20 protein-coding genes, 1 pseudogene and 1 riboswitch are annotated in these 25,942 nt (G+C 61.4%); of the genes and pseudogenes, 14 read left to right on the top strand and 7 right to left on the bottom strand.

Annotation, left to right across the window (positions count from 1 at the left end):
- The 6 genes and pseudogenes from PMI24_RS29575 to PMI24_RS28205 all read left to right on the top strand — a co-directional run.
- Positions 1–422: pseudogene (locus PMI24_RS29575) on the top strand (hypothetical protein); the annotation flags it as partial.
- Between the two features lie 166 nt (positions 423–588).
- Positions 589–798, top strand: a riboswitch (cobalamin riboswitch).
- A 99-nt stretch (positions 799–897) separates the two neighbouring features.
- Positions 898–1,971: a cobalamin biosynthesis protein CobW gene (cobW, locus tag PMI24_RS28225; protein ID WP_007960272.1), complete on the top strand. Its 1,074-nt coding sequence runs from the start codon at positions 898–900 to the stop codon at positions 1,969–1,971.
- A gap of 3 nt (positions 1,972–1,974) precedes the next feature.
- On the top strand, positions 1,975–5,748 hold the full coding sequence (cobN, locus tag PMI24_RS28220) for a cobaltochelatase subunit CobN (RefSeq protein WP_007960271.1): 3,774 nt from the start codon (positions 1,975–1,977) through the stop codon (positions 5,746–5,748).
- Positions 5,749–5,756: 8 nt separating this feature from the next.
- Positions 5,757–6,758, top strand: a complete 1,002-nt coding sequence (locus tag PMI24_RS28215) for an ATP-binding protein (RefSeq protein WP_007960268.1) — start codon at positions 5,757–5,759, stop codon at positions 6,756–6,758.
- A 2-nt stretch (positions 6,759–6,760) separates the two neighbouring features.
- On the top strand, positions 6,761–7,423 hold the full coding sequence (locus tag PMI24_RS28210) for a vWA domain-containing protein (RefSeq protein WP_238553911.1): 663 nt from the start codon (positions 6,761–6,763) through the stop codon (positions 7,421–7,423).
- A 40-nt stretch (positions 7,424–7,463) separates the two neighbouring features.
- Positions 7,464–9,110: a phospholipase D-like domain-containing protein gene (locus PMI24_RS28205; protein WP_007960265.1), complete on the top strand. Its 1,647-nt coding sequence runs from the start codon at positions 7,464–7,466 to the stop codon at positions 9,108–9,110.
- On the opposite strand, the gene PMI24_RS28200 is transcribed toward PMI24_RS28205, so the two are convergent.
- Positions 9,107–10,330 carry an NADH:flavin oxidoreductase/NADH oxidase family protein gene (locus PMI24_RS28200; RefSeq protein WP_007960264.1) on the bottom strand — a complete coding sequence of 408 codons (1,224 nt, stop codon included), beginning with the start codon at positions 10,328–10,330 and terminating at the stop codon, positions 9,107–9,109. The two genes, PMI24_RS28205 and PMI24_RS28200, sit on opposite strands and share 4 nt — an antisense overlap.
- Positions 10,331–10,409: 79 nt before the next feature.
- On the opposite strand from PMI24_RS28200, the gene PMI24_RS28195 reads away from it, so the two are divergent.
- Both PMI24_RS28195 and PMI24_RS28190 read left to right on the top strand, forming a co-directional pair.
- On the top strand, positions 10,410–10,814 hold the full coding sequence (locus PMI24_RS28195) for a MerR family transcriptional regulator (protein ID WP_007960263.1): 405 nt from the start codon (positions 10,410–10,412) through the stop codon (positions 10,812–10,814).
- Positions 10,815–11,115: 301 nt separating this feature from the next.
- On the top strand, positions 11,116–12,672 hold the full coding sequence (locus PMI24_RS28190; protein ID WP_007960262.1) for a TerC family protein: 1,557 nt from the start codon (positions 11,116–11,118) through the stop codon (positions 12,670–12,672).
- A gap of 5 nt (positions 12,673–12,677) precedes the next feature.
- On the opposite strand, the gene PMI24_RS28185 is transcribed toward PMI24_RS28190, so the two are convergent.
- The 6 genes from PMI24_RS28185 to PMI24_RS28160 all read right to left on the bottom strand — a co-directional run bounded on the left by PMI24_RS28185 (position 12,678) and on the right by PMI24_RS28160 (position 21,703).
- Entirely contained in the window at positions 12,678–13,754 is a 1,077-nt protein-coding gene (locus PMI24_RS28185; protein WP_007960261.1) for a GGDEF domain-containing protein, read from the bottom strand.
- Positions 13,738–14,616, bottom strand: a complete 879-nt coding sequence (locus PMI24_RS28180; RefSeq protein ID WP_007960260.1) for a DUF4434 family protein — start codon at positions 14,614–14,616, stop codon at positions 13,738–13,740. Before PMI24_RS28180 ends, PMI24_RS28185 begins: the two co-directional genes overlap by 17 nt.
- Positions 14,616–17,774 (bottom strand): NfrA family protein, encoded by a 3,159-nt coding sequence (locus tag PMI24_RS28175; RefSeq protein ID WP_007960259.1) that lies wholly within the window; start codon positions 17,772–17,774, stop codon positions 14,616–14,618. The genes PMI24_RS28180 and PMI24_RS28175 overlap by 1 nt, the downstream gene beginning before the upstream one ends.
- The gene (gene nfrB / locus PMI24_RS28170; protein ID WP_007960257.1) at positions 17,771–19,945 is read right to left on the bottom strand and encodes a cyclic di-3',5'-guanylate-activated glycosyltransferase NfrB; all 2,175 of its coding nucleotides are present in this window, start codon (positions 19,943–19,945) and stop codon (positions 17,771–17,773) included. The genes PMI24_RS28175 and nfrB overlap by 4 nt, the downstream gene beginning before the upstream one ends.
- Positions 19,942–21,096, bottom strand: coding sequence for a non-hydrolyzing UDP-N-acetylglucosamine 2-epimerase (gene wecB / locus PMI24_RS28165; protein ID WP_007960255.1), 1,155 nt, complete (start codon positions 21,094–21,096; stop codon positions 19,942–19,944). Before wecB ends, nfrB begins: the two co-directional genes overlap by 4 nt.
- A gap of 175 nt (positions 21,097–21,271) precedes the next feature.
- A complete protein-coding gene (locus PMI24_RS28160; protein ID WP_007960254.1) occupies positions 21,272–21,703 on the bottom strand; it encodes a thioredoxin family protein in 432 nt (143 codons plus the stop codon).
- A gap of 314 nt (positions 21,704–22,017) precedes the next feature.
- Here PMI24_RS28160 and PMI24_RS28155 point away from each other — a divergent pair, with 314 nt between their 5' ends.
- The 6 genes from PMI24_RS28155 to PMI24_RS28130 all read left to right on the top strand — a co-directional run bounded on the left by PMI24_RS28155 (position 22,018) and on the right by PMI24_RS28130 (position 25,865).
- On the top strand, positions 22,018–22,266 hold the full coding sequence (locus PMI24_RS28155) for a type II toxin-antitoxin system Phd/YefM family antitoxin (RefSeq protein ID WP_007960251.1): 249 nt from the start codon (positions 22,018–22,020) through the stop codon (positions 22,264–22,266).
- A complete protein-coding gene (locus PMI24_RS28150) occupies positions 22,256–22,537 on the top strand; it encodes a type II toxin-antitoxin system RelE family toxin (RefSeq protein WP_007960250.1) in 282 nt (93 codons plus the stop codon). The genes PMI24_RS28155 and PMI24_RS28150 overlap by 11 nt, the downstream gene beginning before the upstream one ends.
- A 299-nt stretch (positions 22,538–22,836) precedes the next feature.
- Positions 22,837–23,685, top strand: coding sequence for a transporter substrate-binding domain-containing protein (locus PMI24_RS28145; RefSeq protein WP_007960245.1), 849 nt, complete (start codon positions 22,837–22,839; stop codon positions 23,683–23,685).
- Positions 23,686–23,736: 51 nt separating this feature from the next.
- Positions 23,737–24,399 carry an amino acid ABC transporter permease gene (locus tag PMI24_RS28140; RefSeq protein ID WP_007960243.1) on the top strand — a complete coding sequence of 221 codons (663 nt, stop codon included), beginning with the start codon at positions 23,737–23,739 and terminating at the stop codon, positions 24,397–24,399.
- A gap of 9 nt (positions 24,400–24,408) precedes the next feature.
- On the top strand, positions 24,409–25,071 hold the full coding sequence (locus PMI24_RS28135; protein ID WP_007960241.1) for an amino acid ABC transporter permease: 663 nt from the start codon (positions 24,409–24,411) through the stop codon (positions 25,069–25,071).
- Positions 25,068–25,865: an amino acid ABC transporter ATP-binding protein gene (locus PMI24_RS28130; RefSeq protein ID WP_007960239.1), complete on the top strand. Its 798-nt coding sequence runs from the start codon at positions 25,068–25,070 to the stop codon at positions 25,863–25,865. Before PMI24_RS28135 ends, PMI24_RS28130 begins: the two co-directional genes overlap by 4 nt.
- The last annotated feature ends 77 nt before the right edge of the window (positions 25,866–25,942 follow it).

Below are 25,942 nucleotides of genomic sequence, written 5' to 3'. Positions count from 1 at the left end.
CGGTACTCGAGCTAACGCTCATTGTGGTGAGTGGGGAGGAGCGGGGCGTGTTTGGCTTTGGTTTTGTGGTGGGTTTACCCCTCACCCCAGCCCTCTCCCCGAGGAGAGGGAGCCGATTTGTGGTTTTTTCAAAACTTGAGTTCGACTCGGTACTTCACGTCGGCGTAGCTCTCCCAAACACCTCGTTCAGTTCCCTCTCCCTCCGGGAGAGGGCTAGGGTGAGGGGGGCTCTTGATCTGGCTTTTGCTCTGGCCCTGGCCCTGGCTTTTGATTTCAAGCCCCTTCGGCAGGCCGAGCGGAGGTGTCCATCAGGGGGTAGGCGCGTAGCGCCGTGCGGCGGAGCCGCATACATCGAGAGGAGGTGCAGCGAAGCAAACCGTAGGCGATGCCCCCTGGTGAACACCGTAGCGAGGGAACACTGAGCCTAAGCGAAGTGCCGTACGCCGGGGCAAAAGCCTTTTGGTTCCTTTTTGGCGTTTGAAAAAGGGACTCGCTGTAAGAGCGAAACCGCCAGCGGCAGCACCCGAAGCAACGGATATGCTCTCAATCCCAAACTCCACGAACCATTGACCCATCCCCACACCCTGCGTAGCCTTGCGCTTTCGAGGTTCTTCGGCCCACGCCGAAGCTAAGAAGGGAACGCGGTCCAAGCCGCGGCTGCCCCCGCAACTGTGAACGGTGCTGTTCGCTGCCACGCCACTGCCAACTCAATCCAGAGCCAGCGGGAAGGCGCAGCGAATACCGGGCCAAGGCCCGAACACCGTCAGCCAGGAGACCTGCCTCGTCACAGATTCTCACTTTCAACCGGGCGGGGTGATCCGGTGGCGAACTCTCCAGGCACGCACCCGCGTCGCCGGTCTCGTCCCGTATGCCCGCCACCTTGCCAAAGGGCATTCGATGAAAACACTGGCCAAACTTCCCGTCACCATCGTCACCGGCTTCCTCGGCTCGGGCAAAACCACCTTGCTGCGGCACATGCTCGACAACGCCCAGGGCCGCCGCATCGCGGTGATCGTCAACGAGTTTGGCGAGCTGGGCATCGACGGTGAAATCCTCAAGCAATGCACCATCGGCTGCACCGAAGAAGAAGCCACCGGCCGCGTCTACGAATTGGCCAACGGCTGCCTGTGCTGCACGGTTCAGGAAGAGTTCTTCCCAGTGATGCGTGAACTGGTAGCCCGTCGCGGCGACCTCGACCACATCCTGATCGAGACTTCGGGCCTGGCCCTGCCAAAACCGCTGGTGCAAGCCTTCCAGTGGCCGGAAATCCGCAGCGCCTGCACCGTTGACGCGGTCATTACTGTGGTCGACAGCCCGGCCGTGGCCGCCGGCACCTTCGCCGCGTTCCCGGATCAGGTCGATGCCCAGCGCAAACTCGATCCGAACCTGGACCACGAATCGCCGCTGCACGAACTGTTCGCCGACCAACTGGCCAGCGCCGACCTGGTGATCCTCAACAAGGCCGATCAGACCAGCCCTGAAGACCTCGCGCGCGTCCGTCTGGAAGTCGCCGAAGAACTGCCGCCAGCGGTAAAAATCATCGAAGCCAGCAACGGTCGCCTGCCATTGGACGTGCTGATCGGCCTCGGCGCCGGTTCCGAAGAACACATCGACAGCCGCCACAGCCATCACGATCACCACCACGGTGAAGGCGATGACGATCACGATGACCACGATCACGACGCTTTTGACTCGATCTCCATCGAACTGCCGCAAGCCGACGAAAGCCTGCTGCTCGACGCGCTGACGCAACTGGTGGTTCAGCACGGCATCCTGCGGGTCAAAGGCTTTGCAGCGATCCCGAACAAGCCGATGCGCCTGCTGATCCAGGGCGTGGGCACGCGTTTCGACAAACACTTCGACCGTCAGTGGGGCGCCGATGAGGCGCGCGTGACGCGTCTGGTGTTGATCGGTCAGGCACTGGACGCGGCTCAGCTCGAAGCGCAACTGCGCGCCGCGCTCAGCGTTTAAGCCATGCACCTGCTCAGGACCCAGCCCGGCGGTTTCGTGTCGGATGACAACATTGCCGACCTTGGACAAACCCCCGCCGAGCTGGTGATCCTGTGCAGCGGTGATTCCAGCCTCGCGCTGCTCGCCGAAGCGGCGCAGCAACTGCCCGAGGATTACCCGAGCGTGCGGCTGGCCAACCCGATGCAGGTGCAGAACCATGCGTCGGTCGACCTGTACGTTGATGAAGTGCTGCGTCACGCCAAGGTCATTCTGATTTCGCTGCACGGCGGCATCGCTTATTGGCGCTATGGCGTCGAGCGGCTGGTCGAGTTGTCCGAGCGTGGCGTGCAGGTCATTCTGGTGCCGGGCGATGACCGGCCCGACCCGGAGCTCAGCGACCTCAGCACCGTGGGCGCCGAGGATCGCGACCGGCTCTGGCAGTTTTTGCGTCAGGGCGGCATGGGCAATGCGCTGGACTTTTTCCGTTGCCTGGCCAATCGCTGGCTGGCGCGGGATTACGTGTGGGGCGAGCCGCAAACGCTGCCACGCACGGCGATTTACCACCCGAACAAAAACACCGCCGCACTGAGTGACTGGCAAGCCGATTGGCTGCCCGGTCAACCGGTCGCGGCGGTGTTGTTTTATCGCTCGCATTTGCAAGCGGCGAACACGGCGTTTATCGACGTGTTCTGCCAACGGTTGCAGGCGGCCGGACTCAATCCGCTGCCGATCGCCGTGGCCAGTTTGAAAGAGCCCGGCTGCCTGTCGGTGGTCGAGGACTGGCTGGATGAAGTCGAGGCATCGGTGATTTTGAACTCCACCGGTTTCGCCCAGTCCAGCCCGGAAGCGCCGCATCTGCGGCCGTTCCGTCGCAACATTCCGGTGATCCAGGCGATCTGCGCCCAGGACAATGAACCCGGCTGGCGCGAGAGCGAGCAGGGCCTCGGTCCGCGGGATCTGGCGATGCACATCGCCTTGCCTGAGCTGGACGGACGAATCATCAGCCGGCCGATCAGTTTCAAGGACTTGGCGTGGCGCAGCGAGCGCAGTCAGTCCGATGTCGTGTGTTATCGGGCCCAACCTGAACGCATGGATTTTGTGGCCGAACTGGCGCGGCGCTGGGTCGATCTGGCGCGGGTGCCGAACGCTGACAAGCGCGTCGCACTGATCCTTGCCAATTACCCGACCCGGGACGGGCGCATCGGCAACGGCGTCGGCCTCGACACGCCGGCCGCCGCGCTGAATATCCTGCGAGCGTTGCAGGCTGAAGGTTATCCGTTGCCGGCCGAACTGCCGGACAGCGGCACCGAACTGATCCAGCAATTGCTCGGCGGCGTCAGCAATGACCTCGACACCCTCGATCAGCGCCCGTGCCAGCAAAGCCTGGCGATGGACGATTACCTCGCGATGTTCAACGCACTGCCGGAAGCCAATCGCACGGCGGTGCTGGAGCGTTGGGGTTCACCGCAACACGATCCGATGTGCCGTGACGGGCGAATGATGATCGCTGGTCTGCGTTTTGGTCTGACCTTCGTCGGCATTCAACCGGCGCGGGGTTATCAGGTCGATCCGAGCGCGGTGTATCACGACCCGGATCTGGTGCCGCCGCACGCGTACCTCGCGTTCTATTTCTGGCTGCGCCAGACCTACGGCGCTCACGGCGTGATTCACGTCGGCAAGCACGGCAACCTCGAGTGGCTGCCGGGCAAAGGCGTGGGCCTGTCGGAGAATTGCTGGCCGGATGCGCTGCTCGGGCCGCTGCCGAACATCTATCCGTTTATCGTCAACGACCCGGGCGAGGGCGCCCAGGCCAAACGTCGCACTCAGGCAGTGATCATCGACCACCTGATGCCGCCGCTGACCCGTGCCGAAACCTACGGTCCGCTGCGCAATCTGGAACTGTTGGCGGACGAATATTACGAAGCTCAGTTGCTCGATCCGCGCCGCGCCCGGGAGTTGCAACGCGACATTCTGCAACTGGTGCGTGACACGCAGATTGATCGCGAACTGCAACTCGACGAAGCCCTCGACAGCGATGCCGATGCGGCGATCTGGTTGCCGCGTCTGGATACTTATCTGTGTGATCTGAAGGAATCGCAGATCCGCGATGGCCTGCATATTTTCGGTGAGTCGCCGAGCGGACGGCTGCGCATCGACACCTTGCTGGCGCTGCTGCGGATTCCGCGTGGCGATGGCAAAGGGGCGCAATCGAGCCTGTTGCGGGCGTTGGCCAAGGCGTTTCAACTGGGTTTCGATCCGCTGGATTGCGCACTGGCTGATCCCTGGACCGGCCCGCGTCCCATGGAACTGCAATTGCTGAGCGATGAAGTCTGGCGCACGGCGGGGGATACCCGTGAACGCCTTGAGCTGTTCGCGGCGCATTTGATCGAGCAGTCGCTGGTGGGTGATGTTGCGCAACTGGACGCTTCAGGCTGGTCAGATGTGCAGGCGATCATCCACGCCCTGCGCGAAGTGATCGCCCCACGCCTCGACGCCTGCGGCCCGGCCGAAATGCACGGCTTGCTCGACGCCCTCGGCGGCCGATTCGTCCCGGCCGGCCCAAGCGGCGCACCGAGTCGCGGCCGCCTCGACGTGCTACCTACCGGGCGCAATTTCTATTCGGTCGACGTGCGCAATCTCCCAACCACCACGGCCTGGCGAATCGGCTTCCAGTCGGCAACCCTGATTCTCGAGCGGCACCTGCAGGATCACGGCGACCATCTGCGCCAGCTCGGCCTGTCGGTCTGGGGCACCGCGACCATGCGCACCGGCGGTGACGACATCGCCCAGGCCATGGCGCTGATGGGCGTGCGTCCGGTGTGGGCCACCGGCAGTCAGCGGGTCGATGATTTCGAGATTCTGCCGCTGAGCCTGCTCGACCGGCCTCGGGTGGATGTCACGCTGCGGGTCTCCGGATTTTTCCGCGATGCGTTCGCCAACCTGATCCGCCTGTTCGACGCTGCCGTACAAGCCGTGGCGGAGCTCGACGAGCCGGACGAACTCAACCCGCTGGCCGCCAAAGTACGTGCCGAGCGTGAGGCGCTGCGCCAGTCCGGGCTGGACGAAGAGGCTGCCCGGCGTCAGGCCGGCTGGCGGATCTTCGGTGCCAAACCCGGCGCTTATGGCGCGGGTGTGCAGGGCGCTATCGATGGTCGACTCTGGCAAACCCGCGAGGATCTGGCCGAGGTCTACCTGAACTGGGGCGCCTATGCTTACGGTGGCTCCGATGAGGGCACCGCCGCCCGCGAGCAATTCGTCCAGCGCCTGAGCCAGGTGCAGGCCGTGCTGCAAAACCAGGACAACCGCGAGCATGACCTGCTCGATTCCAACGACTATTACCAGTTCCAGGGCGGCATGCTCGCCGCCGTGGAAAGCCTGCGCGGCGAAGCAGCGGCCAGTTATCACGGCGATCACAGTCAGCCGGATTTGCCGAAAATCCGCACCTTGAAGGAAGAGCTGAACCGGGTCATCCGCTCAAGGGCAGCGAATCCGAAATGGATCGACGGCGTCAAGCGTCACGGCTATAAAGGCGCGTTCGAACTGGCGGCGACGGTCGACAACCTGTTTGCCTTCGACGCCACCACGCAACTGATCGACGATCATCAGTACGCGTTGCTGGCCGATGCGTATCTGCTGGACCCGGCGACCCGCGACTTCGTGCGCGAGCATAATCCCCACGCCTTGCGCGACATGACCGAGCGTATGCTCGAAGCGCAGCAACGCGGGATGTGGCAGGAACCGGGCGCCTACAAAGAGGCCCTGGAAAACCTGCTGCTGGACATAGAAGAAGAGAGCTGAGACTGAACATGACCGACACCCCGCATTTCCCGCTCTCCGCCGTGGTCGGCGCCGATGATCTCAAACTGGCGCTGTACCTGACGGCCATTGATCCGAAGATCGGCGGCGTGCTGATCGAGGGCCCGCGCGGCATGGCCAAGTCGACGCTGGCCCGGGGTCTGGCGGATCTGTTGGCCAGCGGTCAGTTCGTCACCTTGCCGTTGGGCGCTACTGAAGAGCGACTGGTCGGTACGCTGGATCTGGACGCGGCGTTGAGCGACGGTCGTGCGCAGTTTTCTCCCGGTGTGCTGGCCAAGGCTGACGGCGGTGTGTTGTATGTCGATGAAGTGAATCTGTTGCCGGATCATCTGGTGGATCTGCTGCTTGATGTGGCTGCCAGCGGCACCAACCTGATCGAGCGTGACGGGATTTCCCATCGGCATTCGGCGAAGTTCGTATTGATTGGCACGATGAACCCGGAAGAGGGTGAGTTGCGTCCGCAATTGCTGGATCGGTTCGGCCTCAACGTCGCCCTGAGCGGTCATACGGCGCCGGTCGAGCGTGGTCAGATCATTCGTCGTCGACTGGATTTCGATAGTGATCCGCGGGCGTTCTGTGCGCAGTGGGAGGCTGAGCAGCAAGCACTGCGCGAGCGCTGCGAGAGCGCCCGCAAAGTTTTACCGGGTATTCCGCTGGATGACGCGGCGTTGGCGCAGATCACCGAGCGCTGCTTCGCGGCTGGCGTCGACGGTTTGCGCGCCGATCTGGTCTGGTTGCGTGCCGCGCGGGCGCATGCTGCGTGGCGGGGAGCTGAAGCCATCGCCGAGCAGGACATCGATGCCGTGGCTGAGTTTGCACTGCGTCATCGTCGTCGCGAACAGTCTCCGACCAGTACGCAGCCACCGGCGCAATCGCCGTCCGGCACTAACGCCGAACCGAGCGAAGGGCAGGGGCAGTGGGGTGAAATGCCGGCCCCAGCCCTCGCCACCGGTGCTCGCCGCGAAGTGCCCGTCTGGCCAAAAAAGCCTTAGGCATTCGTCCCCGATCCGACGCGGGGGCGAATGCCAGACCCCGCGCCGGACGCCTCGATAACGGTCGCCAGGGCAAGCGTCACGCGGCTCGCAGTGGCTCGGTCAACTGGCCCGGAACTTTGCTCAATGGACGCCCGAAAACCCGGGCGGATCTGCTGTTTCAACTGCGCACCCGCACGTCCCATGAACTGTGGCTGGTGATTGTCGACGCCTCCGCTTCGACCCGTCGCCATCAGGCATTGAGCGATGCCAAGGGCGTGCTTGCGCAACTGTTCGACGACGCTTACCGGCAGCGCGCGCGCCTGGCGTTGTTGACTGCGAGCGGCGCCGCGCCGAAATGGCAGGTGCAAGGGCTGAAAGCCTCCAGCGGGTTGCGCGCCTGGCTCGATGGATTGGGCGCGGGAGGCGGCACGCCTCTGTTGGCAGCGCTGACGGAGGCCGGGCATTGGCTGGCGGTGCGGCGCAAGCGTTTCCCCGCCGAACAGCAACGGTTGCTGGTGATCACCGATGGCCGGTTGAAAGACTGTCCGGAACTGCCAGGGCTCGCGTGCCCGGGCCTGTTGATCGATATCGAGCGCGGGCCGATTCGCCTGGGCCGCGCGAAACAATTGGCGACAGCACTGGACGCGGATTACCGGCATATCGACGAGTTGTTGTCGGTCTGAGAGCTATGCTGCAGTAAGGCCAAATCACAGGGAGTGAATCATGCGCGTACTGGTCGCCAATCCGCAGGACGATTTTCGCGTCAAGGCCTACGCCGGCACCAACGGCGTGCTGCTCGCCATGGACCTCGCCGAACCCCGCCGCAAAGGCCTGCTGGGGTTTGCCATCGAAAAGCAGCAGGGCGACAAACCGTGGCTGTTCCTGTTCAACAGCCTGACTTTTCCCGGCAAGGTTCACACCTTCCCGCAGTTTCACGCCACGCCGAGCGACAAGGCGCCGCTGCAGAAATTTCGCTGGGCCGATTACGCGGTCAATCCCGGCATGACGATTCACTATCGCGTGCACCTGGCGTATGGCACGCCGGATGCGCCGCAACTCGGTGAAGCGCTGGAACTGACAATCCGCTCCGACGACGGTCATCCCGCCAACCAGGGCGTGATCTTTAACCGTGCCGTGGCCGCCAGTCAGGCGTTTCAGCGCAAATTTACCGATCTCGACGCACAGATCAGCGCCAACAAGAACATGCCCATCGAAGCCTGGCCCGATGCAGCGCGTCAGTGGCTGGAGAACGGTCTGCTCGGGCGCCTGCAAGGCTTTATCGAGCGTGCGGTGAACGGCCAGTGGGCGCTGGACATCGCGATCTACGAATACCAGTTGCAAGCCATCATCGACACGGTGAACGCGGCGTTCGATCGAGGTGTTCAGGTGCGCGTGCTGTATCACGCCCGGCCCGACGACGAAGACACGACGATCAACGAAGCAAGCCTTGCGAAACTGCCTGCGACCAGCAAGCGCGGGCGGGTCACTCACAACATTTTCCATAACAAGTTCATCGTCCTCAGCCGCCTGGACGGAGGCGGTGAGCGCCAGCCGCAAGCAGTGCTGTGCGGCAGCACCAACTTCACCGCCAACGGTGTGTACCGACAGGCCAACGTGGTACATGTGCTGGACGATTCGGCGGTCAGCGCGAGTTACCTGAAAACCTTCGAGCAGATCTGGGCGGAGCCGGCGGACGTCGGCGCCACGCGCGACTGGATCACCCAACACAACCCGATTAAGCCGGCGCAGGCCTTGTTCGCCGGGTTTTCACCGCGTACCGGCGGCGCCGATCTGCGGGAGTTCGTCGATATCATCGAGGGGGCGAAGAAAGACCTGCTGTTCGTCACCGCATTCGCCTTGCCCGACGCGATTCTCAACGCGTTGCTCGGCCAGCCCCACGACGACATCCTGCGTTACGGCCTGCAAAACACGGTCAGCCGCATCACCGGGTTTCACGCTGACCGAACTGCCGAATTCGCCGCCACCGCGTTGCTCAACACCGGGCTGGAAGGCTGGCTGCGGGAGAACATGAAGGGCCAGAAAGGCAACCTGCTGGTGCACACCAAAGCGGTGGTCACCGACTTCACCAGCGACAGCCCGACCATCATCAGCGGCAGCCACAACCTCAGTACCTCGGCCAGCAACGGCAATGACGAGAACTACCTGATCATTCGCGGCGACACCGATCTGGCGGACCGTTATGGCCTGGAACTGCTGCGGTTCTACGAGCATTACCGTTTTCGCTACTTCGCGAAGAAACTGGCGTTGAAGCAGGTACAGCCGTTGGCGGCGGATGACAGCTGGACCAACGACTACTACGTCGAGGACGACCTGCGCCAGTTGTCTCGCCTGCGGTTTGCCGGGCGTTAGACTTCCATCGCCTGACGGTACTGACGGGTCCGGCGGCTGAGGTACAAGCGGTCGCGGATCAGCGCCCAGAGTGCCGACACCTCGGGTTTGGGCTGGCGGCCACGGCTCAGGCGGGCCATCTGGAAGCGCACCACGGCCATGTTCGCCAGCGCGGCCAGCGGTTTGCGTTTCCAGCGGATCGGCGGCAGTTGCGGCTCACTGTTGCGGCCTTCGCGCCAGTGTTTGACCAGGCTTGGCTCGATGGCCAATGCGGTGGCGATGCCGGCCATGGCGATGCCGCTGTCGAGCACTTGTTCGACCACGGGCAAACGACGGATGCCGCCGGTGACCATCACCGGCATCCGGGCGACGCTGGCAAGTTCAGTGGCCATTTCCAGAAAGAACGCCTCACGGGCGAGGGTGCGTCCGTCACGCGCTTCGCCTTGCATTGCTGGCGCTTCGTAGCTGCCGCCGGACAGTTCCAGAAGGTCGATGGGTTGCTCGTTGAGCCATTCGATCACCTGACGCGCGTCGTCGGTGTCGAAGCCGCCGCGCTGGAAGTCCGCCGAATTGAGCTTCACCGCCACGCAAAACTGCGGCGATACCGCTTGGCGGATGGCCTCGATCACCGACAGCAGCAGACGCGCGCGGTTTTCCAGCGAACCACCCCAGCGGTCGGTGCGGCGATTGGTCAGCGGCGAGAGAAACTGACTGAGCAGATAGCCGTGGGCAGCGTGAATCTGCACGCCGGTGAATCCGGCTTTTTCGGCGAGCGCGGCGCTTTTGGCGAAACGTTGAATGACTTCTTCGATATCGTCCTCGGTCATTGGCTTGGGCTCGGCGAACAGTTTCGAGAACGAGCCCATTTCCAGTGCCACCGCCGACGGCGCCAGCGCTTGCTGGCCCATGTTGGCGAAGGTCTGACGGCCGGGGTGATTGAGTTGAACCCAGACCTGCGCGCCGCCGCTGCGGGCGATTTCGGCCCATTGGCGGAAGCGCTCCAGATGCCGCTCGTCTTCGAGCACCACGCCACCGGGCCCGGTCATGGCACGGCGGTCGATCATTACGTTACCGGTCAACAGCAACCCGGCGCCGCCGTCGGCCCAGGCCTGATACAAACGGAACAGTTCGCGGGACGGTGCCTGGTCACGGTCCGCAAGGTTTTCTTCCATGGCGGCTTTGGCGATACGGTTGCCGACGGTCTGACCGTTGGGCAGATTCAAAATCTGGAAGGGCGACATTGCTTGACTCCTCATCAGTGATGGAGAGAGGCTAAGCTTAAAGTTAACTTTAATGTCAAGCGGGCGAATCGAGGCTGAAATGAAAATCGGTGAATTGGCGCAGCAGAGCGGGTTGAGCGCTTCGAGTATTCGTTTTTATGAGGCTCAGGGACTGATTCCCAAAGTGGAGCGCCAGGGCAATGGTTACCGACGTTACCCGCCACAAGTGCTGCAGACCCTGAACATCATCCGCAGCGCCCAACAGGCCGGATTTTCCCTTGAAGAGCTCAAACAGTTGTTGCCGGCCGCTGGCACCGGTGAGTTCAAGCACGATGAACTGGTGGCAGGCCTGACCCGAAAGGTCGAGCAGATCGAAGTCATGCAGCAGCATCTGGCCCAGAGCAAGGCGCGGCTGCTGGAGGTGATCGACAACATTCAATCCAAGCCCGAAGGCATGAGTTGCGGTGCCAATGCGGACCGGGTGTTGTCGACGCTTTACCCGTAAAAGTCCGGAGATGTCTGCGGCGTACAGATTTTGAAATGATTTCCAGCTGTAGGAAAAGTCATCAGAGCCTGTACGCTTCAAGGCCTTTTTTCATTCAGGATTTGCATGAACACCCTCTCGGAGCCTCCCAGTTCTATTCAAAGAACCCTGTTCCCCTCGCGCCACGGCGCGGTCTTGACGCACTCGCAACATCCAGTCTTCCGACTACCGACTATCGTTGTTGGCGCAGCCTTCGAGCTTTCGCGCCGCACTTTGCCGTGTCCGGCAGCCTGAATTCACTGACGAGAGATAGAGACAGATTATGGAATGGTTAGCGGATCCCACGGCATGGTTGGGCTTGTTGACACTCATCGTGCTGGAACTGGTACTGGGTATCGACAACCTGGTGTTCATCGCGATCCTGGCGGACAAACTGCCGCCCCATCAGCGCGACCGCGCACGCATCATCGGCTTGAGCCTGGCGCTGATCATGCGTCTTGGCCTGCTGGCGAGTATTTCCTGGCTGGTTACCCTCACGGCACCGTTGTTCGAAGTGTTCGGCAAGAGCTTCTCCGGCCGTGACCTGATCATGCTGTTCGGTGGTGTGTTCCTGTTGTTCAAGGCGACCATGGAGCTGCACGAGCGGCTGGAAGGCCATATTGGCGAACGTTCGACCAACACCGCTTATGCGCTGTTCTGGCCGATCGTGGCGCAGATCGTCGTGCTCGACGCGGTGTTCTCCCTGGACGCGGTGATTACGGCCGTGGGCATGGTCGATGAACTGGCGGTGATGATGATCGCGGTGGTCGTGTCCATCGGTGTGATGATCGTTGCCAGCAAGCCGCTGACCCGTTTCGTCAACGCCCACCCGACGGTGATCATGCTGTGTCTGGGCTTCCTGATGATGATCGGTTTTGCCCTGACGGCCGAAGGCCTGGGCTTCCACATCCCGAAAGGTTATCTGTACGCGGCCATTGGTTTCTCGATCCTGATCGAGATCTTCAACCAGATCGCCCGCGCCCGTCGCAAGCGCTCGATGCAGGGCTTGCGTCCGATGCGCGAGCGCACGGCCCATGCGGTAATGCGTCTGTTGGGTGGTCGCAAACTGGCGGTGGAAGAGGTCGGCGAGGAGATTTCCGACTTGCTGGATAACGGTGAAGCGCCGAGCGCGGAGCTGTTCGACCGTCGCGAGCGGGTGATGATCAGCGGTGTGCTGCAATTGGCCGAGCGACCGATTCGCGCCTTGATGACGGTACGTGCCGATGTCGATCACATTGATCTGGCGGACGACGCCGAGGCTATTCGTACGCGGTTGATGCATTCGTCCTACTCGCGCTTGCCGTTGATTCGTAACGGTGCGGTCGATGAGCCGCTGGGCTTCGTGCACAAGAAGGAGCTGCTCAAGGAGTATCTGGCCGGCAACGAGCCGAACCTGGAACACCTGGCGCGCAAGACCGTCAATCTGCTGGACAGCTATTCGATCCTCAACGCACTGGAACAAATGCGTGCGGCCTCGACCCACATTGCCTTTGTGGTCAATGAGTTCGGTGATTTTGTCGGTGTGTTGACCATGACCGACATTCTCGAGTCGATTGCCGGCGAACTGCCGGACGCCAGCGAAATCGCCGGCCCCGACGTGGTCGAAGAGCAGGGCGGGTACATCGTCAACGGTGCGTTGAATCTGACCCGCATCCGCGAGCACACCGGTTTTCGCGCCGAGCCGACCGAGGATTACCAGACCCTCGCCGGGCTGGTGATGAGCCTGCTGGATCGCCTGCCGATGAAGGGCGATCGACTGGAACATGAAGGTTGGGGCATGACCGTGATGGCAGTCGAAGAGCGTCGCGTGACGCGGGTGTTGCTGGTGCGTGAGGCCTGACGGCCTCACTGATGAAAAGTGTACCGGTCCTTGCCGGTATGCTTTGACTCGTACAGTGCTTCATCGGCCTTGATCAGGGCCTGGTTTAGGGTGTCGCCATCTTCGACCCGGGCCAGACCGATGCTGATGGTCACCGGGTGCCGGGTCGGCTGTTCACGCACCACCCGGCACAATTCCCCGGCCAGCGCCTCGACATCCTCGCGGCGCACACCAGCCAGATAGATTGCAAACTCCTCACCGCCCAATCGTGCGTACTCGAAACGTGACATCACGGTTTTGATGTCCGCCGCGATGCGCTTGAGCACCTCATCGCCGATGTCGTGGCCGTACACATCATTCACTTTCTTGAAGTTGTCGATGTCGATCATCGCTAGGTAATGGTCGTGCTCGCGCGGCACGGCTTGCAGGGTTTTTCCGGCGCGGGTCATGAACGAGCGACGGTTGGGGATTTCGGTGAGGGTGTCGTTGTAGGCCTGGTCCAGCAACAGCTTGGACATGATGTAGTTGTAGAGCTTGGCCTCGCGCAGCTTCAAAAACGTATAGATCGTCAACCCGCAGAGAAACACGGCGTACGCGATGGTCATCACGCCTTTGAGTTCGAAAAGGCCGACTTCGGTACCAAAAAACGGATTGAGCACCAGCCAGATCACCCCTTGCGAGGTGTAAAACGACCAGCGGCTGATGGGCAGAACCGAAATGCTGTAAAGCATGCTCGAGGCGCCCAGCACCAGCCACGCAGGTTGAAAACTGGCGGGCAGGCCGTCGATCAGCAGTCGCACGCCAACGGTCATGGCAACGACGAACAGGATGTTCAGGATGTCGAAATGGGCGGCTTTTCGCGTGAACAGCAGAATGACCGCCTGAATCGAAAACACCGTCAGAAACACCATCGATCGCCAGGTAAAACCTTGCCCGCCCAGGAAACTGACGATCAGATCGAAGACAATCCAGACACTGATGCTTGCCAGATAAATCAGCAGGCAGAATGTGTGCAGCCGCTCGAATTCATGCTGGATGAACTCGCTCCACAGTTCGGCAGGCGCGGTCTTCTTCAGGACTTCGTCTTCAATGGTTTTGTACATTGCTGCCCGGATGCCTGCGTTGGTTATCGAGGATTACCGAGCCCCACGGACGATAGCGCAGGGAAAACACCGCGTTCCGATGGCAGCCGGTCGAGGTCGAATCCGGGTTGGCCGGTTCAGCACGGAATGGCTCGCCCTCGCGGCTGACCTGCCGGAAGGCTTCGCGCACGATCCCCACGGAGCAGGGCAGTGCACTGGCGTAACCGTTGCGCACCAGCGGTGACAAACGACCGGTGCCTGCGCCGTCCTGCCACCAGACCTGCGCACCCGCCGCCGTCAATTCGCCCAGCCATTGGCCGTTGACCGCCGGGGCCAGCTTGCCGGCACTGAAGGCGCTGACATGCAGCGGCGCATCCAGCCTCGCAGCGAAATCCTTCAACTGACGCTGAAGCGTGGCCCGTCGATCTGCCGCCAGAAAGTGCAGGTCGTCCAGTTCCAGCGGCAGATACCAGCCGCTGACCGGCAGCTTCCAGTCCTGGCGCAGCTTCTGCTGCTGAGCCAGTGACTGACCCAGTTGTGCCTGCCAGTAAGCGCCGAGGCCGGCACTGTCCAGTTCATCGATGCGCTTGTAGTAGGCCGGGTCCATCGCCAGGCCGAGCACCAGTTGCAGACCTTGTCGTTGAGCGAGTTTCAGGCTGTTGGCGAGCCAGCCATTGGCGCCGCCGAAGTCCGAGTCGCCATAGGCCGTCCACTGCACGATCACGGTACGCGTGCCTTGTTTCGCGGTGTCTTGCCAGACTTTCTGCCACTGCGCCTGAGTCAGGCCGGCATCGACATTCAGTGGCTGATAGAAGACACGCTCATCGGCCTTGACGACAGTGGCACTCATCAGCAGGCACAAACACAACATCCATCGAGCCATCAGAAATTCCACTCCACGCCCAGCAGCACACCGTTGCCGCCTTCATACAGATTGCCGCCCAGCGACTGTTGATATTCGGTGCGAACCGTCAGTTTCGAACGGTAGGCGTTGTAGCGATCCTCGTCGTACCACCATTGCCAGCGCAGGCCGACACCGGTGCGCAGGTCCTGGCGCCAGTCGTTGCTCGGGTCCTGGCTGGCAAACTCAAGGAAGCCGTAAGGCATGATCGTCTGGGCTCCGCTGAACGGCAGTTTCCAGGCGTGACCTTGCTGGAAGCGCGACAGCCACTGGTGATCGCCGGCCTTGGTCCACCATGCGGCGTCGAGGTAAAGGAAACGCTCGTCCCATTCGTTTTCGTCGACCCGCCAGTCATTGCGGTACTTGCCCTGATCAAGGAACGAAGCGGTGGCGCGCAGCAGGTAGTCGGTGCTGGTGCGGCCGAAGCGATCGTAGTCGTGACCCTGATCCCAGACTTTCACCGGGCTGAGCAACTGCCCCAGGCGCATGCCGCCGCTGCCATCGTCGCTGACCCCGGTTTGCTTGTAGATTTCGGCATACAGGTTGACGTTGGCCGTGCCCCACGGCTTGTAGCGCAGGCCGACGCCGGTAGCGAAGGTTTCCCCATAGCTGGAGCGACCTTGGCCTCCGAACAGCATCCGGCCATAAACCGACAGCGTACTGCCGGCCCGACTCGGTTCTTCACCCAACGCGTGATCCCACATCGCGACCTGAACGTTCTGCGAGCGGGTCACCCGTTTGCTGCCTTCGCTGTCATCCGGGCGCAGAAAGTCGTTGGTTGAGACCCCGGCCGGTGACCAGGTGCTGGCAACGGTAAAGCTGTCACGTCGGGACAAGGTTTCATGGGCGCGGCGCTGGCGATAACGGCGGGCCTCCATGCTGCCGTCTTCGTCATCGGCCGCCACCGGGTTCTGCTCCAGATCGATCACCCGGCGCAGTTCCTTGCGTGCGGAGGCGCTGTCTTCGGTTTCGTCGTAGCGCCAGGCCAGGGTTTCGCCGAGGCGGTAATCCTCGGGGAAATCCCGGGTCGCCTGTTGCAGATACGGAATCGCCGTGGCGCGCTCTTCGCGGGTTTCGGCGCCGGCCAGACGCATGCCGTAGTCGGCGCGATAACGCGGATTGTTCGGCTCGCGGCGTACCGCTTCGGCCAGCCACGCGGTGCTTTGTGGCAAGTCCCCGGCCTTTTGCGCAGTGACCGATGCGGCGTAGAAGTGCCCGGCATCCGGTGCCTGTTGCAGGGCCTGCCGCTGACGTTGCAGTGCCTGGGCGTAATCACCCCGCGCGTCGGCGATGGCTGCGCCGAGCGCCCATTCATTGGCGCCGCGCGTGGTGCTCTGTTGCCAGTAGCGTTCTGCGGTCTGGCTGTCACCAACATTCAGGGCGCTGCGACTGGCTGTCAGACGCGCGTTGTCGCTGAGTTCGGCGGTCGGGATGCTGCGCCAGATCGTCAGCGCACCGGCAGAATCACCGGCCGCTTCCAGGGCATAGGCCAGCGGCAGACGACTGCCGCGATCACCGAGTTTTTCAGCCTGCTGGTAATAGACGACGGCTTCACCCGGGCGATCAGGCATGGCGCAGCGACCGAGCGCGCGGTAATCACCCGCCGCTTGCGGGTCGCTGCCGATGGCTTGCTGCACGGCGTCGCACTGGCCGGTCTCCGCGAGTTGCGCGAGCAGTTGGCCGCGCGTGGCACCGTCCACCCGGTTGAGCAGGAGTGCCATGCGTCGCTGTTGCTCCGGAGTCGTGGAGGGCGCTGCGGCATATAAACCTGCCAGACGCTGCAACGCCGTCGCTGGCAAACGCCCGTCATGGCGATCGAACGCAGATTCCAGCAACTGTTGAGCGTGCGCGCGATCGCCGGCATTTACCGCCAGGTAAGTGGCCTGATTCAGCGAGGAAAGATTGCCTGTTTGCCGGTAATGCAGTTCCCACAGGGTTTCCGCTTCAATCATCCGTCCCATGCGCTGCGTCAGCTCCGCCCGGCGCTTGACGATATCGGGCGTCTGCTTCTGACCGGCCAGCCAGGCGTTGACCTCGGCGCTGCGACCTTGCTTTTGCCAGATGTCGAGCACCTGCGTTTGCCGACGGCTATCCCAAGGCTCCGGTAGACGGGTGCTTTGCAATAGACCCGTGGCTTGCAGGCGCTGGGCGAGTACCAGCCAGGTCTGAGGATCGTCCGTCGGTGTACAGCTGCGCAGTTGCTTGAGCGCCGCTTCCGGATCCTGGCGTGATAGCCATTCGGCGGTTTCCAGGCAAGGACGTTGCAGATCGTTGCTCAGACGCTGCACGGTGGGCACGTCTTCGGTCTTGCGTGCCAGTTCCCACAGCCGCTGACGCTGCGCCGGATCGGCGAGATCGCTGGCCGGCAGCGACTGCATCCAGCGTTGGGCCTGCTGCTCGTGGCCCATGGCGATGGCGCGGTCGACCATCGCCAAGCGAATGTTGCGCGCGGCCTCGGGACTCGGCGCCTGTTGCAGCAGTTGCTGCAGCGGCTTTTCATCAAGGCGCTGCACGTAAGCGTTGGCCAGCCGTTGCCAGCCTTCGGCGTCCAGTTGTTTGCGCGCGGCCAGCGGCGCCAGTTGGTCGATGGTGCCGCTCCAGTCGCGCAATTGCTCCGACCAGTTGGCGCGGGCCAGGCGCAAGATGTTGTCGTCACCCTTGGGCGCCAGTTGTGCCAGCCAGTCATGGGCCTTGGCCGCGCCGCCGAACTTGGCCAGACTCAGGCTGTAGGCCTGCCACAGGTGTACGCGGTCATTCAGGCTGCTGGTGGCCATCCAGCTTTCAACTTGTGCGCTGGTCGGCGGGTCCTGTTCGATCCAGGTCAGGCGCAGGTCGAGCAGGGCGTCGCTGTTGTCCGGCAACGCTTGCAGCGCTTCCTTGTAACGACGTTGCTTGGCCAGGGACTCCACCAACAGTGCCCGCGCCTCGTCGTTCTTAGGGACCTTTTCCAGCAAGTGACGCATCAGTCGTTCGACTTCTTTCCAGTTGCCCTTTTTCGCCTCGCGATAGCTGCGGTCCATGTAGGGGTAGCTGCGGAACTGTTCGAAGTCGCTCAGCGGTGCCGCTTGCAGCGGATACGCGGTGCTCAGGCCCAGCAAAAGGCTGCCCATCAGCAGGGTTTGACGATGCACAGGCTTCATGCGACCTCCCGGACGATGCGGTAGGCGGCTTGCTGTTCGCTGGCCTGATCGGCCAGGGCCTGCTCCAGTACTTCCGGGGTAATCATGCCCCGGGAAATCAAATGCTCGCCGAGTGACATGTTCTCGGCATCGAAGTCGATCAGTGCCTGATTGAACAGGGTCGGCGGCACCATGCCGCGCACCTGCAACAGATTGCCCAGCAGCACCTGATGGCGGCTGACCCGCTCCAGCAGGGCTTCATCGTCCTGATGGCGCTCAAGCACTTCGAGCATATGACGCACTTCCTCATTCTGGCGGGGGCTGGCGTACCAGTAACGAATCCCCAATGTGACGCGGCCCTGAGGCGCGAGACGGCTGCGCACCGGGCGTTTCAATTGACGGCTGATGGCGCCCAGCGAGACCTGGCTGACCGGGCCTTCGGAGGCCAGGATCAGAGTGTCGCCTTCTTCGGCCACCGGCAAAATGCCGTAGTGGGAGGCGACCCGGCGCGGTACGGCATCGATCAGGCGCTTGTCGAGCTTGAACGGATTGAGCGGCGCCCATTCCAGATCAAGCTGCTCGGCGAGTGTTTGAACCAGTTGAGTGCTGTCGATGTATTCGCGCAGCAGCAGTTCGCGGCCGAGTCGACGGCGTACGGGGCTGGTGATCGCCGCTTCCAGTTGCTCTTCGGTAAGCAGACCCTTTTCCACCAGTCGGTGGCCGAGCGGAGTACGTTGCGCTTTGGTCAGCGCCGGGAATTCATGGGTAGTCTTGTCCCAGGCTACACGTCGTGAATCGCCCATCTCCATTACTTGCCGCAGAGCGCGCAGGTTGGCGAAGAAGTTGACGAAGTTGCTCCACATCATGCGCGGCGCTGACAGTAGACCTTCAACCAATCCGTAGTAACGAGTGACGAACCAGCCGCGCTGGAACAGGCGGTTGAGCAGCATCAGGCCGTTGAGCCACAACAGCACCGAGAGCAGCGAGCTGTCGGCGAGGATCGAGGGATAGCGCCACGAGTCCGGGGAAATGATCGTCACCGCCCACATCGCCAGCAGCACCAGGAACAGCAGGTTCACCAGAAAGCTCAGCAGGTAGGCGATCAGCCCGCGACGGTCGCGCCACAGGAAGTAGTTGAGCAGACCCTTGCGGCTCCAGCCGAGGTTCTTGGTGCCCTGGAACACGATGCCGACAATCCACCGCGATTTCTGCCGGATTGCGTGTTGCAAGTCACGTGGGAAGTGTTCCCGGACGCAGATCACCTGAGAAAACTCGCGGTTCATGCCGAACACCCAGGGTTGCTCCAGCGCCAGTTTCGGATCGCTGACCGAATAACGGGCGAAGATGCATTTCATGCCTTTCTGCTTGAGGCGGAAACCGATGTCGTAGTCCTCGGTGAGACTCTGCACATCGAAGGCAATACCGTCGCCGTCTTCCAGCAGGGCGCTGATGGCTTTACGGCTGAAGCAAGTGCCGACGCCGGCGCTGGGCACCTGACCGGTGAGGGCTTCGCGGACGATGACGTCCTTGCCGTGGTTCTCGGCGAACTCATCGACGTAGTGCCCGGCGGTGAAGCCTTTCCACTCCGGCGCGTAGGGGTAGACCGGAATCTGGATCAGGTCCTTGTTCGGCAACAGATAGTTGTAGAGGCGCAATTCCATCGGCGAAATCACGTCTTCGGCGTCGTGCAGGATGAACCCGGCGAACTGGATCTTCGCCTCGCTCTCGAAGCGCAGGATCGCGTCGATGATGTTGTTCAGGCAGTCGGCCTTGCTGGTCGGGCCGGGTCGGGCGCAAACCACTTTGTGCACGTTGGGGTAGTGCTGGCAAACCGCGTCGACATCAGCCTGGGTTTCGGCGTCGTTGGGGTAGGTGCCGACGAAAATCTGATAGTTCTCGTAGTCGATGGTCGAGGCGGCCAGACGCGCCATTTCACCAACCACGCCGACTTCGTTCCACGCCGGCACCATGATTGCCAGCGGCTTCTCGGGAATCGAATACAGACGCTCCTCGTCGGCGCGCTTGAATTTCTCGTAGATCCGCCAGCGCCGGATGAACTTGCGGCTCCAGTAGACGAGGTCGATGAACAGGTCATCGAGCCCGAGGATGAACATCAGCAGGGCGAGGGCAATCGCCACATATTTGAGACCGAACAGCACATACGCGAAGAAATCGACCCAACCCAGACTCATACCCCTTTACCCGCCGCCGAGCGTGCGCTCAGCCAGGCGTGGAGGCGGGTGGCGATCAGTTCGCTGGCGTGACCGTCGCCATAGGGGAAGTGCACGCGGCTCATGCGCGCGTAGGTGTCCGGGTCGTCCAGCAGTTGGCGGGCTTCCTTGACGATGCGCGCCTTGTCGGTGCCGACCAGCAGCATGGTGCCGCTCTCGAGCACGGAAGGCCGCTCGGTGACGTCGCGCAGTACCAGCAGCGGTTTGCCGATTGCCGGGGCTTCCTCCTGGACGCCACCGGAGTCGGTCAGGATGAAGTGCGCGCGGCCCATCAGCCAGACGAAGTTTGGATAGTCCTGCGGTGGCACCAGATAGATGTTCGGTTTGTCGGCCAGCATGCCGTACACCACCTCCTGCACCAGCGGGTTGAGGTGCACCGGATAGACGAATTGCACGTCCGGGTATTGCTCGGCCAGTTCGGCCAGGGCCTGGCAGATATTGCGGAAACCGTCGCCAAGATTTTCCCGTCGATGGCTGGTGACCAGAATCATCCGGCGCTGGTCATCCAGCGCCGCGAGGGGCGAGTCGGCAGGCGGATGCCAATCGATCTCCTGCTGGTGCCTGCGCATCCACAGCAAGGCATCGATCACGGTGTTGCCGGTGATTTCAATGTTGTCTTCGGGTACGCCTTCACGCAGCAGATTGGCGGCGGACTTGGAGGTCGGCGGGAAATGCAGGTCGGTAAGCACGCCGGTCAGGCGTCGATTCGCTTCCTCGGGCCAGGGCGCGCGCAGGTTGCCGGTACGCAAACCGGCTTCGACGTGACCGATGGGCAACTGGCGATTGAAGGCGGCGAGGGCGGCGATGAAGCTGGTGGTGGTGTCGCCGTGGACCAGCACGATGTCCGGTTTGACCCGCTCGTAGGCCTGATCGAGCTGGGCGAGCAGATGCTGCGACAGACCATTCAGGGTCTGGCCCTGGGTCATGACTTGCAGGTCTTCGTCGACCGTCAGTTCGAACGCGTCCAGCACCTGGGTGAGCATCTCGCGATGCTGGCCGGTGGAGCAGATGTTGAGTGTGATGTCGGGCCAGTGACGCAGAACCCGGGCCAGCGGGGCCATTTTGATGGCCTCCGGGCGAGTACCGAAAACCATCATGACATTAAAGGACATTGACCCCTCCTGGGACGAAGCAAGGCTGCGACCAGAGGGCCGTCAGCACTTGTCTCTTTCTGAGAAATAAAGAAAAGCAGCCGGAAGGGAGCTTGTCCAATCCGGCTTCGAGGCTAGTTGTTACAGATCAATTGGAACGACGGTGCCATTACCTGATGGCTCTTAGGTGGCACTTTCAGGAAAAGTTCAATCGTTTTGCGCGGGGGATGGTGCAGAGGGTGCTGAGGGTGTGGCGAAGCCAGTTCAGGTCATGGGTCGGTTTGCGCGGTGCAACACAGTGTCTGGTTTTGCCAAGGAATTGGGTGAAGTCCTGCAGGAGGGATTCTTCCGAACCGATGCCTTTCAGTTTTTTAACCAGAACGCCTTCCTTGTAGAACAACACCGTCGGCGTGCCCGAGACCTCCGGATTCCGACAACACTGTGCTGTATCGAGCATGAAGATATCCATCCAGGGCCGAAAGGGCTTGGCTGTCTCGAGAAAAACGGGGCTGGAAAACACGCAGGCACCGCAGTGCTCGTTGAAGAAATACAGGACGACAAGACGCCTGGCTTTCAAGACCTTCCGGTACGTCGGGGGCAACGCTGAATATCGAGTCGGTGTTGTCATTGGAGCCTCCTGATCAATGAGTCTGGAAGGCCTTTGACGTTAAAGCAGGGCAAAACGGCGGTCTACTGTCAGAAATTACAGGTAGGTCCTACAAAGGATGATTTCGTCCTACTTTGATGCAAGAGCATTCCCTCAGAAGACTCGGATCCGCGGAGACCAGGCAGCTGGTATCGTTTTCCAGGCATTTATCAAAGGAGCTCCTGATGGGCAGCGATGCAGGTTTGAAAGCAGTTTCCGTAGCAAAAGGATTGAAGTCAGATGCGTCCTGGAGTGCTATTTTCAGCACTCTGAAAAGCACTCCGAGGCAAACGTTCATGACTCATATTGTCCTTTCCCAAGTCGTAGCAAGCATTTCCGAACTGAAAAAAAATCCCATGGGAACTGTCGCAGCAGGCGGCGGTGATTCAGTCGCAATTCTCAACCGCAATGAGCCGGCCTTTTATTGCGTCCCGGCAAAAGCCTATGAAGCGCTGATGAATCGCCTTGAGGATCTGGAGCTGATTGCTCTGTGCAAGGAACGGGAAAATGATCCGACCATAAAGGTCTCGATAGATGATCTATGAGCTGGAGTTTTCGGAGAAGGCCTGGAAAGAATGGAAAAAGCTTGATGCGAATCTCAAGGAGCAGTTGAAGAAGAAGCTTCAGGAGCGGCTTGAGAATCCGCATGTTCCATCTGACCGGCTCAGAGGACTTGGAGGGGCTTACAAGATCAAGCTGCGGAATGTCGGGTATCGACTGGTCTATCGCGTAAAAGACGAAGTGCTGATCGTGACGGTCATTGCCATTGGTAAGAGGGAGCGGGGAGACGTATACAAAATTGCTACCGAACGTTGACCCAATTGCCTGCATCAGCTCCAGCATCTCTTACGGTAACAATGGGCACTGCCCCTGAATCGATCACCCGTGCACCGACTGGGAACCTGCTACCCGCATTGTTGTAGCCAACGGTAGCGCACGCTCCGCTCTCTCACTGTTTCTCTATTTTTCCTTTTTACGTATCTCTTTGATTCCTGTGAATTTTCAAACGGGTGCAGATTCCCCGCGAATCCTGTGGCACACTTTCTGCTGTCTATTCCGTAGTAACAAACCGTGTTCCGGTATAGCGGAATAAACAATTCTCTGGAGTGCTTGCCATGCATCGCCGACCTTCCTTGTTCAAAGCGTGTGTTTTTGTTCTCGCGGCTTCGTCCGCTGTCATGGGTATGGCCCAGGCGGCCGACAGCAAGCTCGACAGCGTCCTGGCCCGTGGAAAACTGATTGTGGGCACCGGCAGCACCAATGCGCCGTGGCACTTCCAGGGCGCGGACGGCAAATTGCAGGGCTTTGATATCGACATCGCGCGGATGGTGGCCAAAGGGCTGTTCAATGACCCGAGCAAGGTCGAGTTCGTGGTGCAGTCGTCCGATGCGCGGATTCCCAACCTGCTGACCGACAAGGTCGACATGAGCTGCCAGTTCATCACCGTCACCGCCAGCCGTGCGCAGCAAGTTGCGTTCACCCTGCCGTACTACCGCGAAGGCGTCGGCCTGCTGCTGCCGAACAACAGCAAGTACAAGGAAATCGAAGACCTGCAGGCCGGTGGTGACGGCGTGACCGTCGCGGTGCTGCAGAACGTGTATGCCGAGGAGCTGGTGCATCAGGCGCTGCCCAAGGCCAAGGTCGATCAGTACGACAGCGTCGATCTGATGTATCAGGCCGTGAACTCGGGCCGTGCCGATGCCGCCGCCACCGACCAGTCTTCGGTCAAATACCTGATGGTGCAGAACCCTGGCCGCTATCGCAGCCCGACGTACGCCTGGAGCCCGCAGACCTACGCCTGCGCCGTCAAACGTGGCGATCAGGACTGGCTGAACTTCGTCAACACCGCCCTGCATGAAGCCATGACCGGTGTTGAGTTCCCGACCTACGCCGCCTCGTTCAAGCAATGGTTCGGCGTCGATCTGCCATCGCCCGCCATCGGTTTCCCTGTCGAATTCAAATGATCCCGTGAGAGTGGGGCGCCCTGATGCGCCCCGCTCAAGGTACTGCCGACCATGAACTATCAGTTGAACTTTGCCGCCGTGTGGCGCGATTTCGACACCTTGCTGGCGGGGCTCGGTCTGGGTCTTGAACTGGCGCTGGTGTCGATCGCCATCGGCTGCGTGATCGGCCTGCTGATGGCGTTTGCCTTGCTGTCCAGGCATCGCGCCTTGCGGGTGCTGGCATCGGTGTATGTGACGGTGATCCGTAACACGCCGATTCTGGTGTTGATTCTGTTGATCTACTTTGCGCTGCCGAGCCTGGGGATCCGATTGGACAAGATCCCGTCGTTCATCATCACCCTGTCGCTGTATGCCGGGGCGTACCTGACCGAAGTGTTCCGCGGTGGCTTGTTGAGCATCCCCAAGGGCCAGCGCGAAGCGGGGCTGGCGATTGGCCTCGGCGAGTGGCAGGTGAAAGCCTACGTCACCGTGCCGGTGATGTTGCGCAACGTGCTGCCGGCGCTGTCGAACAACTTCATTTCGCTGTTCAAGGACACCTCGCTGGCCGCCGCGATCGCGGTGCCGGAGCTGACCTATTACGCGCGCAAGATCAACGTCGAAAGCTACCGGGTGATCGAAACCTGGCTGGTGACCACGGCGTTGTATGTCGCGGCCTGTTACCTCATTGCCATGCTGCTGCGTTACCTCGAGCAGCGTCTGGCGATCCGCCGATAGGAGGCTGCGATGTACGAATCCCCCAGTTGGTTGCATGAGTTGTGGATTGCCCGCGAAGCCTTGTGGCAAGGCTTTCTGACCAGCGTGCAAGTGTCGGCGCTGGCCATTCTGTTCGGCACGGTCATCGGTGTATTCGCCGGGCTGGTGCTGACCTACGGCAAGTTCTGGATGCGCGCGCCGTTCCGCTTTTATGTCGACCTGATTCGCGGCACGCCGGTGTTCGTGCTGGTGCTGGCGTGCTTTTACATGGCACCGGCGCTCGGTTGGCAGATCAGCGCGTTTCAGGCCGGCGCACTCGGGCTGACGCTGTTTTGCGGCTCCCACGTCGCTGAAATCGTGCGCGGGGCGTTGCAGGCGTTGCCACGCGGGCAGATGGAAGCCGGCAAGGCCATCGGCCTGACGTTCTATCAGTCCCTCGGCTACGTGCTGTTGCCTCAGGCACTGCGGCAGATCCTGCCGACCTGGGTCAATTCGTCCACGGAAATCGTCAAGGCCTCGACCTTGCTGTCGGTGATCGGCGTGGCCGAGCTGTTGCTCAGCACCCAGCAGATCATCGCCCGGACGTTCATGACCCTGGAGTTTTACCTGTTCGCCGGTTTTCTGTTCTTCGTCATCAACTACGGCATCGAATTACTCGGCCGGCACATTGAAAAGCGGGTGGCCCTGCCATGACTCAAGCTCAAGTTTCCAACGTCCAGAACGGTCAGCCCCTGCTGGACATCCGTGGCCTGCACAAACAATACGGCGCGGTCGAAGTGCTCAAGGGCGTCGACCTGAGCATGCAGCGCGGCAACGTGGTGACACTGATCGGCTCCAGCGGTTCGGGCAAGACCACGCTGCTGCGCTGCGTGAACATGCTGGAGGAATTCCAGGGCGGGCAGATCCTGCTCGACGGCGAATCCATCGGCTATGACGAACTCAACGGCAAACGCGTGCGCCACCCGGAAAAAGTCATTGCCCGTCATCGTGCGATGACCGGCATGGCGTTCCAGCAATTCAACCTGTTCCCGCATCTCACCGCATTGCAGAACGTCACGCTCGGCCTGCTGAAAGTCAAAAAGATGCACAAGGACGAAGCCGTGGTCCTGGCCGAAAAATGGCTGGAGCGGGTCGGTCTGCTGGAGCGGCGCAATCACTTTCCCGGTCAGTTGTCCGGCGGCCAGCAACAGCGCGTGGCGATTGCCCGGGCGATTGCGATGAACCCGAGCCTGATGCTGTTCGACGAAGTCACCTCGGCCCTCGACCCGGAACTGGTCGGCGAAGTGCTGAACGTGATCAAGGGCCTGGCCGAGGACGGCATGACCATGTTGCTGGTGACCCACGAAATGCGTTTTGCCTTCGAGGTCTCGGACAAGATCGTTTTCATGAATCAGGGGCGCATCGAAGAGCAGGGGCCTCCCAAGGAACTGTTCGAGCGTCCTCAATCGCCGCGGCTGGCGGAATTTCTCAAAAGCACGCGGTTCTGACTTTTCACTTTTTCAATCAGGAGAAACACCCATGAGCATTACTCGTTACGGCACCGGCAGCACCGCCGCTGGCGGCC

The organism is Pseudomonas sp. GM25 (assembly GCF_000282255.1).
Classification (GTDB): domain Bacteria; phylum Pseudomonadota; class Gammaproteobacteria; order Pseudomonadales; family Pseudomonadaceae; genus Aquipseudomonas; species Aquipseudomonas aphyarum.
The sequence above is the reverse complement of the archived record's forward strand: the minus strand, read 5'-3'. Positions and strand labels throughout refer to the sequence as shown.

What these genes read in the sequence shown, in the direction of transcription:
- cobW (WP_007960272.1), top strand. Translation starts at nt 898, where the DNA reads ATGAAAACACTGGCCAAACTTCCCGTCACCATCGTCACCGGCTTCCTC.
- cobN (WP_007960271.1), top strand. Translation starts at nt 1,975, where the DNA reads ATGCACCTGCTCAGGACCCAGCCCGGCGGTTTCGTGTCGGATGACAAC.
- PMI24_RS28215 (WP_007960268.1), top strand. Translation starts at nt 5,757, where the DNA reads ATGACCGACACCCCGCATTTCCCGCTCTCCGCCGTGGTCGGCGCCGAT.
- PMI24_RS28205 (WP_007960265.1), top strand. Translation starts at nt 7,464, where the DNA reads ATGCGCGTACTGGTCGCCAATCCGCAGGACGATTTTCGCGTCAAGGCC.
- PMI24_RS28200 (WP_007960264.1), bottom strand. Translation starts at nt 10,330, where the DNA reads ATGTCGCCCTTCCAGATTTTGAATCTGCCCAACGGTCAGACCGTCGGC.
- PMI24_RS28195 (WP_007960263.1), top strand. Translation starts at nt 10,410, where the DNA reads ATGAAAATCGGTGAATTGGCGCAGCAGAGCGGGTTGAGCGCTTCGAGT.
- PMI24_RS28190 (WP_007960262.1), top strand. Translation starts at nt 11,116, where the DNA reads ATGGAATGGTTAGCGGATCCCACGGCATGGTTGGGCTTGTTGACACTC.
- PMI24_RS28185 (WP_007960261.1), bottom strand. Translation starts at nt 13,754, where the DNA reads ATGTACAAAACCATTGAAGACGAAGTCCTGAAGAAGACCGCGCCTGCC.
- PMI24_RS28180 (WP_007960260.1), bottom strand. Translation starts at nt 14,616, where the DNA reads ATGGCTCGATGGATGTTGTGTTTGTGCCTGCTGATGAGTGCCACTGTC.
- PMI24_RS28175 (WP_007960259.1), bottom strand. Translation starts at nt 17,774, where the DNA reads ATGAAGCCTGTGCATCGTCAAACCCTGCTGATGGGCAGCCTTTTGCTG.
- nfrB (WP_007960257.1), bottom strand. Translation starts at nt 19,945, where the DNA reads ATGAGTCTGGGTTGGGTCGATTTCTTCGCGTATGTGCTGTTCGGTCTC.
- wecB (WP_007960255.1), bottom strand. Translation starts at nt 21,096, where the DNA reads ATGTCCTTTAATGTCATGATGGTTTTCGGTACTCGCCCGGAGGCCATC.
- PMI24_RS28160 (WP_007960254.1), bottom strand. Translation starts at nt 21,703, where the DNA reads ATGACAACACCGACTCGATATTCAGCGTTGCCCCCGACGTACCGGAAG.
- PMI24_RS28155 (WP_007960251.1), top strand. Translation starts at nt 22,018, where the DNA reads ATGACTCATATTGTCCTTTCCCAAGTCGTAGCAAGCATTTCCGAACTG.
- PMI24_RS28150 (WP_007960250.1), top strand. Translation starts at nt 22,256, where the DNA reads ATGATCTATGAGCTGGAGTTTTCGGAGAAGGCCTGGAAAGAATGGAAA.
- PMI24_RS28145 (WP_007960245.1), top strand. Translation starts at nt 22,837, where the DNA reads ATGCATCGCCGACCTTCCTTGTTCAAAGCGTGTGTTTTTGTTCTCGCG.
- PMI24_RS28140 (WP_007960243.1), top strand. Translation starts at nt 23,737, where the DNA reads ATGAACTATCAGTTGAACTTTGCCGCCGTGTGGCGCGATTTCGACACC.
- PMI24_RS28135 (WP_007960241.1), top strand. Translation starts at nt 24,409, where the DNA reads ATGTACGAATCCCCCAGTTGGTTGCATGAGTTGTGGATTGCCCGCGAA.
- PMI24_RS28130 (WP_007960239.1), top strand. Translation starts at nt 25,068, where the DNA reads ATGACTCAAGCTCAAGTTTCCAACGTCCAGAACGGTCAGCCCCTGCTG.